The 13,942-nt window shown below is 44.1% G+C and carries 12 protein-coding genes; 4 read left to right on the plus strand and 8 right to left on the minus strand.

Annotated features, from left to right (window positions below):
* The first annotated feature begins 70 nt into the window (after positions 1–70).
* Complete coding sequence (gene ruvB, locus RM049_RS03915) at positions 71–1,171, plus strand: Holliday junction branch migration DNA helicase RuvB (RefSeq protein WP_322703234.1); 1,101 nt, start codon at positions 71–73, stop codon at positions 1,169–1,171.
* A gap of 319 nt (positions 1,172–1,490) precedes the next feature.
* Positions 1,491–2,294, plus strand: a complete 804-nt coding sequence (locus tag RM049_RS03920) for a tetratricopeptide repeat protein (RefSeq protein WP_322703235.1) — start codon at positions 1,491–1,493, stop codon at positions 2,292–2,294.
* Positions 2,295–2,352: 58 nt separating this feature from the next.
* Here RM049_RS03920 and RM049_RS03925 read toward each other — a convergent pair whose 3' ends face one another.
* From RM049_RS03925 to RM049_RS03940, 4 genes are all read right to left on the minus strand, one after another.
* Positions 2,353–3,741 carry a cytochrome P450 gene (locus RM049_RS03925; RefSeq protein ID WP_322703236.1) on the minus strand — a complete coding sequence of 463 codons (1,389 nt, stop codon included), beginning with the start codon at positions 3,739–3,741 and terminating at the stop codon, positions 2,353–2,355.
* Between the two features lie 86 nt (positions 3,742–3,827).
* Positions 3,828–4,631, minus strand: a complete 804-nt coding sequence (locus tag RM049_RS03930; protein ID WP_322703237.1) for a TIGR01548 family HAD-type hydrolase — start codon at positions 4,629–4,631, stop codon at positions 3,828–3,830.
* 44 nt (positions 4,632–4,675) lie between these two features.
* Positions 4,676–5,146, minus strand: coding sequence for a DUF29 domain-containing protein (locus RM049_RS03935; RefSeq protein ID WP_322682390.1), 471 nt, complete (start codon positions 5,144–5,146; stop codon positions 4,676–4,678).
* A 55-nt stretch (positions 5,147–5,201) separates the two neighbouring features.
* Positions 5,202–5,672: a DUF29 domain-containing protein gene (locus RM049_RS03940; protein ID WP_322703238.1), complete on the minus strand. Its 471-nt coding sequence runs from the start codon at positions 5,670–5,672 to the stop codon at positions 5,202–5,204.
* A gap of 137 nt (positions 5,673–5,809) precedes the next feature.
* Between RM049_RS03940 and RM049_RS03945 the strand changes: the two genes are divergently transcribed.
* A complete protein-coding gene (locus tag RM049_RS03945; RefSeq protein WP_094333099.1) occupies positions 5,810–6,109 on the plus strand; it encodes a 30S ribosomal protein PSRP-3 in 300 nt (99 codons plus the stop codon).
* A 10-nt stretch (positions 6,110–6,119) separates the two neighbouring features.
* On the opposite strand, the gene RM049_RS03950 is transcribed toward RM049_RS03945, so the two are convergent.
* The 4 genes from RM049_RS03950 to atpD form a co-directional block, all read right to left on the minus strand.
* The gene (locus RM049_RS03950) at positions 6,120–7,907 is read right to left on the minus strand and encodes a serine/threonine-protein kinase (RefSeq protein ID WP_322703239.1); all 1,788 of its coding nucleotides are present in this window, start codon (positions 7,905–7,907) and stop codon (positions 6,120–6,122) included.
* 99 nt (positions 7,908–8,006) lie between these two features.
* A complete protein-coding gene (locus RM049_RS03955) occupies positions 8,007–10,115 on the minus strand; it encodes a flotillin family protein (RefSeq protein WP_322703240.1) in 2,109 nt (702 codons plus the stop codon).
* A gap of 273 nt (positions 10,116–10,388) precedes the next feature.
* A complete protein-coding gene (gene atpC / locus RM049_RS03960) occupies positions 10,389–10,802 on the minus strand; it encodes an ATP synthase F1 subunit epsilon (RefSeq protein WP_322703241.1) in 414 nt (137 codons plus the stop codon).
* 225 nt (positions 10,803–11,027) lie between these two features.
* Complete coding sequence (gene atpD, locus RM049_RS03965; RefSeq protein WP_322670030.1) at positions 11,028–12,476, minus strand: F0F1 ATP synthase subunit beta; 1,449 nt, start codon at positions 12,474–12,476, stop codon at positions 11,028–11,030.
* Between the two features lie 572 nt (positions 12,477–13,048).
* Here atpD and RM049_RS03970 point away from each other — a divergent pair.
* Entirely contained in the window at positions 13,049–13,873 is an 825-nt protein-coding gene (locus RM049_RS03970) for a SirB1 family protein (protein ID WP_322703242.1), read from the plus strand.
* The last annotated feature ends 69 nt before the right edge of the window (positions 13,874–13,942 follow it).

The following is a 13,942-nucleotide window of genomic DNA, read 5'->3' on the forward strand; positions in this document are numbered from 1 at the left end:
CCTATTCCCTTCCCCAGTCCCCAGTTCCCAGTCCCCAGTCCCCAGTCCCTTAAACATAGATAGCTGAATTATGGCGATAATCTCATCGAAAAAACAGCCTCCAGAACCCAACGGCGAACCAAAGCAGCGTCGAGAGTCCGCGAAAGCACCATCCACAGAAAATATTTTGCAGCCTGAAGCTGCTATTGATGAGCAAGAACAGCAAGAAGAAGGTATTCGACCACACCGCTTTGCTGATTACATTGGGCAAAAAGATTTAAAGGATGTGCTAGATATTGCCATTAAAGCAGCTAAGTCTCGTGGTGAGGTGTTGGATCACTTGCTGCTGTATGGGCCGCCGGGATTGGGCAAAACCACAATGGCAATGATTTTAGCATCGGAAATGGGGGTAAATTACAAAATTACTAGTGCGCCAGCCCTAGAACGTCCACGAGATATTGTTGGGTTACTAGTAAATCTCAAGCCTGGAGATATCTTATTTGTAGATGAAATTCATCGCCTCTCGCGGATGACAGAGGAAATTCTCTATCCAGCGATGGAAGATTATCGCTTAGATATTACTATTGGTAAGGGTTCTAGCGCTCGGATCAGAAGTTTGCCGCTATCAAAGTTTACTCTAGTAGGGGCTACAACCCGTGTTGGTGCTTTAACTTCACCACTGCGCGATCGCTTCGGTTTGATTCAAAAACTCCGATTTTACGAAGTTGACGAACTGACTCAAATTGTACTGCGAACCGCTCAATTACTCAAAACCCCTATTACAGAAGATGGTGCTACAGAAATTGCCCGTCGTTCCCGCGGAACACCACGGATTGCTAATAGATTACTGAAGCGTGTGCGTGATTATGCGGAAGTAAAAGAATCTGGGGAGATTAATGAAAATATTGCATCTGAGGCATTGCAACTATTCCAAGTAGATCCTTGCGGTTTAGATTGGACAGACCGCCAGATGTTGAGTGTAATAATTGAACAATTTAATGGCGGGCCAGTGGGGTTAGAAACAATGGCAGCAGCCACGGGTGAAGATACCCAAACAATTGAAGAGGTGTACGAACCTTACCTGATGCAGATTGGGTATTTAACTCGGACTCATCGCGGCAGGATGGCGACTAAGGCAGCATACAAGCATTTGGGCTTTACACCGCCTAATGAACAGTTGTCATTATTGTAATTATGGGAAATTGGGCATTGGGCATTGGGCAATGGGAATAGGGGATGAGTCTTTGATACTCGTGAATGAGTCTTTGATACTCGGCGACGAGTCTTTGATACTTGTGAATGAGTCTTTGATACTCGTGAATGAGTCTTTAATACTCGTGAATGAGTCTTTGATACTCGTGAATGAGTCTTTGATACTCGACGACGAGTCTTTGATACTCGTGAATGAGTCTTTGAACTCCGTTAATGAGTCTTTAATACTCGACGATGAGTCTTTGAACTCCATTCCCCACTCCCCACTCCCCATCTTCAAGATAAACAGGTAAACCTAGATGATTAAGTTGATTAGTATTTTTCTCAGTTTGTTAATTCTGTTTGGCTGGGGTGCGCCAGTCATGGCACAATCTCAAGCGCCTATTACTGAAGAACAGTTAAAACAAGGCGATGAGTGGGCCAATCAAGCGTTTATAGCAACGAATCAAGGTGATTTTGCTACAGCTGAAACTTACTGGACAAAGATTATTGAGCAATTTCCCACTAATGCAGGGGCGTGGAGTAACCGGGGAAATTCGCGGGTGAGTCAGAATAAGTTACAAGAGGCGCTGGCAGATTATAACAAAGCCATAGAACTAGCACCAAATGTCACCGATCCATATTTAAATCGGGGCGCGGCGTTGGAAGGGATGGGAAAATGGGAAGATGCGATCGCAGATTATAATCATGTCTTAGAACTCGATCCTAATGATGCGATGGCGTATAACAATCGCGGAAATGCCAAAACAGGTTTAGGAAAATGGGATTCGGCGATCGCAGACTATAAAAAATCTAATGAGATAGCCCCAAATTTTGCCTTCGCCCGTGCTAACTACGCCTTGGCTTTGTATGAAATCGGTCAAAAAGAGCAAGCAATCCGTGAAATGCGAAATATCGCCCGTAAATACTCCAAATTTGCTGATGTGCGTGCCGCCCTCACAGCTGCATATTGGGTAAATGGAGAACAAGGTGAAGCCGAAAGCAACTGGGTAGCAGCTTATGGACTTGATAACCGCTACAAGGATATCGACTGGGTAAAAAATATCCGCCGTTGGCCTCCCAGCCTAGTTACTGCTTTGGATAAGTTCTTGAAAATCCAGTAATTAGCAGGTAAATAACAGGGGAAGCGAAACGATCGCTCCTACCTAATTGTGCAAGTTTTTACACTGAGTTAGTCTCAAGAACTCGCTGATTTTGCTGACGCTTTCCAGTTACCACCATTGGTACACCACCGCCTGGTGCTAACAGGAAGCTTTTGCGAACTGGCAGTACTGGCTTTGTATCAGCTAGTTTCATTTGCCAATCAGATAGTATAGTTGCCAATACCAGTTTCATTTCAAACAGGGCAAATGCCATGCCAATACAGCGACGATTCCCGCCACCAAAGGGCAAAAATTCAGCTGGAGTAAATTGTCTTTCTAGAAAACGATCTGGCCTAAACTGCTTGGAATTGGGGTATAAATCTTCTCGATGATGGCTCAAATAAATACAAGGAACTAATATAGTCCCAGAGTCAAATTTGTAGCCTGCAATTTCTAGAGGCGATTTAACCAATCGATTTAATCCCAACATCGCCACCGGATACAGGCGCATTGTTTCCGAACAAACTGCATTCAAATAGGGTAATCGGAAAATGGCGTTCGGGTCTTTTTTCTCACCCAGGCTATCCAATTCTTGCACCAGTTTTTCACGGACTTCAGGTTGATGATGAATCCAATACAGTGCCCATGCTAAGGAACTAGCGGTAGTTTCATGACCTGCAATCAACAAAGTCATCAATTCATCACGTAATTCTATGTCTGTCATCGGCTCACCTGCTTCATCACGAGCCGCCATCATTAAAGACAGAATATCACTTCGAGACTGGTCAGCAAGCGATCGCCTTTCTTGAATTTCAGCATAGATGAGATCGTCCATTTCCTGCCGCAAACGTAGATAACTTCCCCAAGGACTGCGAGGCCCTAAATCCTGCCGTAATAATGGGAACAGGAGGAATATTGCCCGCAAAATAGGTCTTTTTGGATTCAGGATAGCAATTAGGATTTCTTTGAGTTTTTCATAACGAAGTCCGTCCTTTAGACCAAATACAGCCTTCAAAATCACCTCAAAGGAGATTTCTTGCATAGATGATAAGACTGTAAAGGTTTCCCCGATAGGCCACTCGCTAGTTACTTGCTTGGTAATCTCGCCAATTAAATCACCATAAGCTTGCATTCTTTCCCCATGTAAAGGAGGTGTCAGCAGTTTACGCTGGCGTTGGTGAGTTTTTCCTTCTAAGGATAGTAGAGAATTTTGCCCCAATAAAGGGGTTCCTGAACCTGCTGCTGCACCAGAATCTAACTGTTTGGGATCTGTCGTAAAAATCTGCTGAATCGCTTGAGGATTGCTAATGAATACTTGAGGCGTAAAAACTGGGCCAATTCGGAGAGTGAAGATATCACCATAGCTTTTAGCACAGTCTTCCATGTATTCTAAGGGATTAGTTAGCCACTGATACGTTTGTACCCAAGGGTGAGTTTGAGGGCCGTTAGGAAGTTTAAGTGCAGACATTTTTATTAATCTCCCAATGATTAAAGCAAGATTGTTATCAGCCAGTTATTCATGCACCCCTAGCTTGATTAATCTTAGACCACAGATCAAGCAGATGAACTCACCAATTCTTGAATCTGCCTTGGAGTCAATTCTTGGACATTACGCAAAACTACTGCTGCTCCTGCTGCTATTAGTGTCTCACCATAAGCATGACTACGCGCTGCTGTTTCCTGTACGTGGGGAGGTAAAACTCCTACACCAATCCAAGTATGAGAAGAATCTAGACCCCGCGCTTTCTCGACGGTATACATATCTGCTACCGTATCTCCCACATACACGATCGCTAATTTTTGCTCAATTCCATTATCTAATTCACGAACTGTAGCGAAAAGTCCGGTGGGGTCTGGTTTACCTGGTGCATCTTCCATCGCAATCAACACCGGAGATTCCAAACCCAAGCGTTTTTCTAAGACATAGTTCGCAGAAGCACGAGTTGCACCGCTAAAAAATCCCCAAGCAATCCCAGCTTGAGTAAGTTGTTCTAAATAGCTAGGTTGTAATAATAAAGGTTCATTACAGATATACCCTGTAAAATTGTTTGGATCTAGGCCGCGGTAACGCGATTGAAAAAAAGCAACGATCGCACTGTAATCTAATTGCAGTTGTTCGCGGCTCTGTCCTTGGCTTTCAAAATAACGGTAAATTAATTCCTGCGATGCTTCCCAATCGTTGTTCCACACGCCTTCAGACTTCAGTTGGTCAATATCTAGCGGGGTTGGACGATATGCTTGGGTGGTAAAATATTCTACGGTATCTGCGATCGCACGACGATAGGAACCGCTAACATCGCGTACAACGCCATCAATATCGAAAATAGCGATCGCCTTTGTAGAAGTTTGTGGGGTCATGGGGTAGGAAGCAAAAGAGTTTTAAATCATCATAAAACGTGAGATCATAACTCAGGTAAAAAATTGGGGTCGAGGGCTTGCTCTGGCGTGAAAGGAGATTGTTCGGGGAAGATAGCGATCGCTAATCCAGTTTCAATCACAGCCAGTCGTCTAGCGGTTTGATAGCTTTCATCGAAAACTTGCTCAAAGTAAGGTTTCAAACTCGGACTTTCCTGAAGTGCCTTTTGGACTCGCCTGCGGTGTTCCAGAATTGTGTACTGCCAACTTTTTGACCGTCTTTCAGTTTGAATTTGATATTTGAGCAGATGCATCAGCAAGACTTCCAGATTGCTCTCCAATGACCGCTTTTCATTTCTGCCCATCGTTTCAATTTCTTCAATTAAATTCTCTAAATCCAGTTCTGTGAGCCGACCTTGTTTGAGCAGTTCTGCTGTGGTTTGAATCCACAGGTAAAAGTCTTGCTCATATAAATCTGAACCAGATGTTGTTTGAGATTGGGGCAATTGGGCAGTCACGTCGCTTCGCTCCGAATTCAAAATTAACAGCAAAATTTTCTAAATCAGGGTGTGATTATGGCTCAGGTAAAAAATCGGGGTTAAGGGCTTGCTCTGGCGTGAAGGGAGAGTGTTCCGGGAAGGTAGCCAAATGCAATTCCGTTTCATCAGCAGCCAAGAGTCTAGCATCGTCATAACACAGCCCGAAAACTTCATCAAAATAGGGTTTAAGGCTAGGACTTTCTTCTAGAGCTTGTCTGAGGAGTTTTCGATGCTCACGAATTGTTGCTCGCCAACTACCAGAGCGCTTTTCGGCTTGATATTTATACTTCAATAGATGCATCAGCAGCACTTCCAAATTGCTTCTCAGTGCTTTCTTTTCACTCCTGCCCATCGTTTCAATTTCTTCAATCAAATTCTCTAAATCCAGTTCTGTGAGCCGACCTTGTTTGAGCAGTTCTGCCGTGGTTTGAATCCACAGGTAAAAGTCTTGCTCATACAAATCTGAACCAGATGTTGTTTGAGATTGGGGCAGTTGGGCAGTCATAAGCCTCTTTAGTTAGCGCCGACTATACCTTATGCTAGCCCAATCTAATTACAGTTTGGTCATTTGATAAGGTATTGCGTTAAAATAAGCGATCGCTATCCTAGTTAAATAATGCCCGGAAATTCCCGGAGGTGTGATTGACCAAGTTTATTTTGAAAATTTTGTGGTTAGACGAGAACGTTGCTCTCGCAGTCGACCAAGTTGTAGGCAAAGGCACCAGTCCCTTGACTAAGTACTTTTTTTGGCCCAGAAATGATGCCTGGGAAGAGTTAAAAAAGGAATTAGAGTCCAAACATTGGATTACCGATCTGGATCGTGTTGAGTTGCTTAACAAAGCAACAGAAGTGATTAACTATTGGCAAGAGGAAGGCAGAAACCGTCCAATGGCAGAAGCTCAGTTGAAATTTCCAGAAGTTGCCTTTACAGGTAGCGCTTGATATTACAAAATTAGCTATTGTCCTGTTCTACAAGCTGCCACAGTTTGATAGTCTTGTCCCGGCTGCCGCTTGCAATTAATTGTGTAACTTTGCTCACAGCAACAGCAGATACTGAGTCTACATGACCAGAGAGAGTAACAATCTCTTCTGCTGTGCTTACCCTCCAAAGTTTAACTGTTTTGTCGCAACTTGCACTTAGGAGCGTTTCGCCATCGGCAGTAAAAGCCACAGCCACCACAGACCAAGAATGGCCTACAAGCGTGCAAATTAGCCGACCAGTGTTTACCTCCCACAACTTAATAGTGTTATCATCACTACCCGTCGCCAAAATTTGACCATCAGGACTAAAAGCGACTGTCAAAACCGCCCATGCATGACCTGAAAGGGTGCTTAACAAGCTATAGCATGGGCGGTTTTCAAATTTTTCCTCAAAGCCTCCAAATGCTCTCAATTGCCACAGGCGAATCGTTCTGTCATAACTAGCGCTGGCTAAAAGCTGTCCTTGGGGACTAAATGCTACTGAATTTATCTTTAATTGGTGTCCAGCTATGGTGCAAATTTCTCTGCCAGTATTGACATCCCAGAGTTTGATTGTCTTATCCCAGCTACCACTAGCGAGAATCTGCCCATCTGGACTGAAAGCAACTGATTTTACAGCCTGTGCGTGTCCCAAGAGGGTGCAGATTTCCTCTAATGTTTCAACCTGCCACAATTTGATAGTTTTATCATTGCTAGCAGTTGCCAGAATTTGACCATTAGGACTGAAGGTAACTGATTTTACAGCTTGGGAATGTCCTGACAAGCTAGCTAGGACTTTTTTAGTATTTAAATCCCACAATTTGATGTTTTTGTCATCACTAGCGCTGGCTAAAGTGTAACCGTCAGGACTAATGGCAAGGGCATTCACACTACTAAATGTCCCAGAATGCTCAGTTAAGGTATGTAAACATCGCCAAGGAGGATTTGGTAATTTAAAATTTTGAGTTTTACATTCTATACCCATTGCTTGCATAACTTCATCAGCTGATTGAAAGCGACGGTTAACAGCATTTTGCAGCAGCTTGTCGAGGATTTGGGCCAAGCGTAGACTCTTTGAGTCTTGTCGCCAGACATCGCTAACTTTGGTCGTAAGATATTGTTGCCAAACCCAACAATTATTGGCAATATCAAATAAATCAAAGGGAGGAATTTGGGTAAGTAAGTAAATACAAGTTACACCCAAGCTATATAAGTCACTAGCAAAAACCGCTTTTCCCTTCACTTGCTCTGGTGCAGCGTATTCTGGATTACCGATACTGGTTTCAGATGTTAGCCGATCGATTTCTGTGACGATTTTCGCAGTGGTAAAATCGACTATGACGAAATCCCCCTTCTTGGTAATTGGGGATCTACGGATGATATTTTGGGGTTTAATATCGCGGTGGATGATGTGGCGATCGCTCATCAACTGAAAAACTGGCAACACATCTTCTAAAAGTTGCCAAATCTGAGTTTCATTAAAAGCGCCTTCTTCTTCAACCACCTGAGCTAAATTAGTGCCTACAATAAACTCTTGCACTAAATAGAAATGCCCATCTTGCTGAAAATAATTTAGTAATGCGGGAATTTGGGGATGCTTCCCTAATTTTTCTAGTTGTTGCGCCTTTTGCTCAAAAGTAATAAAAGTCTCGTATTGCGATAATTCTTGAACGACGCAAGGAATTGGAGGAAACTCACCCTCATCTACAGCGAGGAAGGTTTTACAGAATCCCCCTTTACCAATGTGCTTGATTAAACGATAACGTTCTTGTAAAAGCAAAATTTACCTACAAGGTGGGCATTTTGCCCACAATAAGATACTATCGTTGTTTTTTGTAAGGGCACAACAATGTTATGCCCCTACCTGATCTTCCTGATGTTACTTATCTACAGGAAAATTCACAACTATCGGTGGATGACCGTTTTCTGGGGTTGGTTGTGCTTTGGTTACTGGTTGTGGATGCAAAGGTGTTGGTGTCAATTCACCTTTACCAGTTTGATTCCATAAAATCATGGATAGTAGCCCATCCACTAAGCCGTTATTGCTGCCATTACTGCCAACTAAGACATCTGGAATCAAGCGGACATTGCGATCGCCGATAATCTGCATTAGTTGCATTGCTGTATAACCTTGTGAACCCAAGGCTTCCACACCAGCGCGGTAGGTTTCAGCTTTGGCGTTACCTGTGGCCCGTATACCTTCAGCCTCAGCAATTGCCCGGAGTTTTGTCCCCTCAGCTTCACCGTTCGCCTCTTTGATTTGGGCTTGAGCTTTTAGTTCAGCAATATGCACACTCTGCTCTGATTTCACCATTTCTTGCTGGATATTAGCCAGTGCCGTTTCTCGGACAAGCTGCTGCCGTTGGGTTTGCGCCATCTGCTGGACTTCATAAGTCTTGCGTTCTTCTTCAGCAATTTTCCGGTCTGTCTGTGTCTGCATCAACGATGCTGGTGGCTGAATATCACCAATCAGGGTGTCGATCGCTTGCACGTCATAAGCCCGCAATGCTGTTTTAATATACTCAGCAGCCTCAGATTGTCGTTCACTCCGAGCGGTAAGAAAGTCTAGTACAGTATAGTCTTGGGCTGAGTTGCGGAAATAATTACCGATAGTTGGTTCTAATACATGGTCTACCAGATTTTGCATTGCACCAACGCGAGAAATTACCTTCGGAGCATCTAAAGCACCCACATGGATAATTTGCGCTACTTCCAAATCAAAAGCAAACCCATCTCGCGATCGCACTGTCAAGGAAGCCAGTTGAGCATCATAGCTGTGGCGTTCGGTGCGATCTGACCAATTTAAGACAATGTTGGTCGTTGGCACCAGTTCCATCTTCATGATCCGGGAATTAATCGGGTGCTTACCAGGATATAGCGGTTCGACCCACACGCCCTTATGTCCAGGATTCACCAAGTTCCCGTGGGTGAAAGCTGCACCACTGACATCTTGATGTGCCTTACCCACAAAAGAAATTACCACACCCACATACCCAATGGGAATTTCCGTCATCGGCACTTGTTCAACCTGGACAAACCAAGGGTTTAAGTTCCAAGAACCAGAAAGCAAGGTTTGCTCTTGTAAGCCCCGCCGCCCACCGCCATTAATAAATTTCTGACCATTTTGGAAGTTGTCGTGTCCCTCAATTATGGGGCCTGCAAGTTCGCCGGCAGAAATTGGCACACCATCTAAGGTAGTAACGATGCCAACTTTGTCCGATGCCAGACTGTACACCCGCAACTGTTCTGGTGTCATGCCATGAGCGCTGGCATTTGCTGCCACGATCGCTTTAAACAGGGCGGTATTGATCCGGTACGTACCTGCGGTGAGAAAACCCATTTGCCGCCCTTTTTCACCGCCTTCGGTGAGGAATTTTCGAGCATCTTGGAAGTTGTCGCAACTGACAATTTTACCCAAAATCCGCTCTGGTGGGTTGGGTTGACCATCTGCTGCCACAATCAAAGCGATTTCTCCTTGGGGGACGACAACCACTGGCTCTTTTTTTACAGAATACTGCCAAGGCCAATAACCCCAATGCCAACCAGGAGCTAAAGTATCTGCCTGCAAGCCAGCTTCGCCGTTGAGGGCAATCAAACTGCCGGCAGGGAGTCCGCGCCCGGAAAGGGTAAATTTTCTAACTACAATACCGACTTCACGTTCGCCAATTACTACAAGTCCGCCAAAGAATAAGGGTACAAATATAACTAAACCGCCCACAAGTAGAATTGGAACCACTACAACAGGATTAATTCCAGCAGCTTGATATTGAGTCCTGCTAATTTGTAACTGAGCAATATTTGGTTTGGTCTGATTTAGCTGGACTGATGCAGTAGTTGTTTTTACAGGCGTGGCATTGGCAGAGTGAATACTTTCAGCGATCGTCAAAGACGTTGGCGAAGCCATCGCTAAGGTTGCTACGATCGATGCTGCAAAACGAGCTACCTTATTTTGTTTACGAGTACCAAGCAAAGATGAAAGGCTTTTCATAATCTGTGCCCATCTGGGCAACTAATTAGCTAAGTTAACACTTCACTAAGGCTTGCCTCGATTTCTTAAACTTGACGTAATTTTTTTAAAATTTAATAAACAAGAATTCAGAATTCAGAATTCAGGATTCAGAATACTCCATCCATTTACGGAGAAAGTTTTAGCACCCATACATAATTAATACTGATTTCTGACTCCTGACTCCTGAGTTCTTCATAAATAATTTGTAGGTTGGACATTACCCAACCTACAAAGTTGAAATAGAAAGTTAAATTAGACCGAACCGCCAGCCGCTTGAAACCGAGCGCGGGCGCGTTTGAAGGCTTGGTTTGCCTGAATTTGGGCTTGGCGATCGTCTGCGGAAACTTGACTTAGACGTGTTTCTGCTTGGTTGTAAGCAGTACGAGCTTCATCAAGGTTAATTTTGTCGCCACGTTCAGCGCCGTTAACCAGAATTGTCACTTCATTTTCTTCGACTTCGGCAAAGCCACCCAAAAGGGCGATCGCTTCCCAATTCTGATTTTTAGCGGCGCGAACTCGCATTACACCAGTATCCAGAGCGGTTAAAAGGGGTGCGTGTCCAGTGAGGATACCTAGTTGACCAGTGGTGCTAGGCAAAACTACTTCTTCAGCCGGGGCATCCCAGACTGTTTTATCTGGGGAAATTACACGAACGGTTAATGTCATTTGTCTTTTGTCCTTTGTCCTTTGTCTTTTGTCCTTTGTCTTTTGTCTTTTGTCCTCTCTTACAAAGTTCTGATGCCTACGGCGGGCTGCGCCAACGCCGGAAGTCGGCGCTCAGACTTTGCGCTTTGTCATTTGTAATTGCCATTAGTCATTAGCCTTGAACTAATGACTAATGACCAATGACTAATGACCAGTGACCAATGACCAATGACCAATGACTAATGACTAACCTTTGATTTTGTCAGCTTTAGCGATCGCTTCGTTAATATCGCCAACCAAGTAGAAAGCCTGTTCTGGCAGAGCATCTAACTCACCAGACAGAATTTTTTGGAACCCTTTGATGGTATCTTCCAACTTCACGTACTTACCAGGAGAACCGGTGAATACTTCTGCCACAAAGAACGGCTGAGACAAGAAACGCTCAACTTTCCGCGCCCGCGCTACGATCAGACGGTCTTCTTCAGACAATTCATCTAGACCGAGAATGGCGATAATGTCTTGGAGTTCTTTATAACGTTGCAGAGTTGATTGCACCGCCCGCGCCGTATTGTAGTGTTCGTCACCGACAATATTGGGCTGAAGCATGGTGGAAGTTGAACCAAGGGGGTCAACTGCGGGATAAATTCCCTTAGCAGCCAAACCACGAGATAGTACTGTAGTTCCGTCTAAGTGGGCGAAGGTGGTAGCAGGTGCGGGGTCGGTGAGGTCATCCGCTGGTACGTACACTGCTTGAATGGAGGTAATCGAACCCTCGGTAGTCGAGGTAATCCGCTCTTGCAGTTCACCTACGTCGGTTCCCAATGTGGGCTGATATCCCACCGCTGAAGGCATCCGACCGAGTAACGCCGATACTTCCGAACCTGCTTGTACAAACCGGAAAATGTTGTCAATAAACAACAGCACATCCTGCTTGTTCACATCGCGGAAGTATTCTGCTACTGTCAATCCTGAAAGACCAACCCGCATTCTTGCTCCGGGTGGTTCGTTCATTTGACCGTAAACTAGAGCAATTTTTGATTCGTTGAGGTTGTCTTTGTTGATAACCCCAGATTCAATCATTTCGTTGTAAAGGTCATTGCCTTCACGGGTACGTTCACCCACGCCAGCAAATACGGATACTCCACCATGCTGAGTAGCGATGTTGTTAATCAATTCCATCATGATTACGGTCTTACCAACACCAGCACCGCCGAATAGACCAATCTTACCGCCGCGTCGATAGGGAGTCAGAAGGTCAACAACTTTAATCCCAGTCTCGAACACGGAAGGTTTGGTTTCCAGGTCGGTGAATTTGGGAGCAGAGCGGTGGATGGGTAAACTTGCCTCAGCATTTACAGGGCCTTTGTTGTCCACAGGTTCGCCAAGGACGTTAAAAATTCGACCCAAAGTGGCTTTACCAACTGGCACGTTAATGGGAGCGCCTGTATCGGTGACTTCAAAACCGCGCACTAAGCCTTCGGTGGAACTCATCGCAACAGTCCGCACTTGGTTGTCGCCCAGCAGTTGCTGTACTTCAACGGTGATGTTGATTTCCTGTCCAGCTTCGTTGGTGCCAACGATTTTCAAAGCGTTGTAGATTTGTGGCAATTTCCCGCCGGGAAATTTAACGTCTACAACTGGGCCAATGATTTGGGTAATGTAGCCAATGTTTGTTTTTTCTGCGGTTGTGACCATGCTGCGCCTAATGAGTGAAGCTAGATTTCAGATAAGGTCGGAGAAGACATAAGAATAAGAAATGTCACCTTTCACTCTAGCATCGGACGGGGACATAACTCTCTTAGTAATTCCTTAAAAAGGAGTTTGGTGGTTGGGGTTGTAGTCCCGATCCTGACCAGATTGACAGAATACGCTCAAGTTTATCTTAATTTCATTTTTCAAATGCGATCGCCCTAATTTTCCTATACTGTATCAAAACATACTATTATTCTAACTTCCCTAAATATTTACACTTGCAGGCAAAAAGCAGATATTTTGATATCTAAACTTTGGTCTTAAAATAATGCATATTTGTATTACGTCATATATTTTGCGTGGTTACAGCCCATAAAATACATCACCAAGGCAGCATTTACTAAAAGTTAGTTAGTAATAGATATATAAAGCTATCCATAAACTACATTTCCAAAACTTCTGAATATCCATAAGATAAAGAAAGATAGATACAAAAACAGTTTTTAGCCAAGCCGCGATGCTTGAATTGGGCGTACCTGCGGCTTCATCCTCACACTTACACCGAGCAATAGCCTATGAACTTCTCGTCAGCACGACAATATTTTTACCAGGAGATTCAGCAGTCTGACGAGCAAATTGACCTAGCAAAGGCAGCTTTGTACATTGCACAAGAAGAATATCCCAAGTTAGACCCAGAGGAATATCTCAACGCCCTTGATACAATGGCATGGGAGCTTCAAGAACGCCTGCCTGATTCACGTTATCCTTTGCGAATAGTTCAAACTATTAATCAGTATCTCTACGATGATTTAAAATTTTCTGGTAATAAAATTAACTATTACGATCCCCGTAACAGCTTTATCAATGATGTAATTGATCGCCGATTAGGGATTCCCATTACCTTAGCGCTGGTTTACCTGGAAGTTGCTCGACGTATTGATTTTCCGATGGTCGGTATAGGTATGCCAGGACATTTCCTGATCCGCCCAGATATTCCTGATATAGAGATTTTTGTGGATGCTTTCGATGGTGGTGAAATAATATTTACCCAAGATTGCGAAGAACGCCTATCTCAACTTTATCAGCAACCTGTGACGCTACAACCAGAATTTTTGGCTGTAGTTAGTAATCGGCAATTTTTGGCCCGGATGTTGACAAATTTAAAATTTATTTACCTCAAACAGCAAGAGTTAGAAAAAACGCTGGCAGCAGTCGAACGAATTTTGTTGTTGTTTCCTGGTTTAACCTTAGAATTGCGCGATCGCGGCTTGATCTACTATCAACTCGGTTACTACCCCCAAGCCGTAGACGACTTACAAAATTATTTAGCAAAAGTTCCCGACGCCGAAGATGCATCTGTGATTCAGCGGCTACTTACCGAACTGGGTAAAGACAAGTAGGGAATAAAGACTAGGAACTGGGAAAATTTTAGTAAGCCAATGACCAATGACAAATGACCAATGACAAAT

The organism is Nostoc sp. DedQUE04 (genome assembly GCF_034530995.1).
Lineage (GTDB): Bacteria > Cyanobacteriota > Cyanobacteriia > Cyanobacteriales > Nostocaceae > Nostoc.

Coding starts and splice junctions, on each gene's coding strand:
- RM049_RS03920 (WP_322703235.1), top strand. CDS start 1,491: ATGATTAAGTTGATTAGTATTTTTCTCAGTTTGTTAATTCTGTTTGGC.
- atpD (WP_322670030.1), bottom strand. CDS start 12,476: ATGGTCACAACCGCAGAAAAAACAAACATTGGCTACATTACCCAAATC.
- RM049_RS03955 (WP_322703240.1), bottom strand. CDS start 10,115: ATGAAAAGCCTTTCATCTTTGCTTGGTACTCGTAAACAAAATAAGGTA.
- ruvB (WP_322703234.1), top strand. CDS start 71: ATGGCGATAATCTCATCGAAAAAACAGCCTCCAGAACCCAACGGCGAA.
- RM049_RS03940 (WP_322703238.1), bottom strand. CDS start 5,672: ATGACTGCCCAACTGCCCCAATCTCAAACAACATCTGGTTCAGATTTG.
- RM049_RS03970 (WP_322703242.1), top strand. CDS start 13,049: ATGAACTTCTCGTCAGCACGACAATATTTTTACCAGGAGATTCAGCAG.
- RM049_RS03930 (WP_322703237.1), bottom strand. CDS start 4,631: ATGACCCCACAAACTTCTACAAAGGCGATCGCTATTTTCGATATTGAT.
- atpC (WP_322703241.1), bottom strand. CDS start 10,802: ATGACATTAACCGTTCGTGTAATTTCCCCAGATAAAACAGTCTGGGAT.
- RM049_RS03925 (WP_322703236.1), bottom strand. CDS start 3,741: ATGTCTGCACTTAAACTTCCTAACGGCCCTCAAACTCACCCTTGGGTA.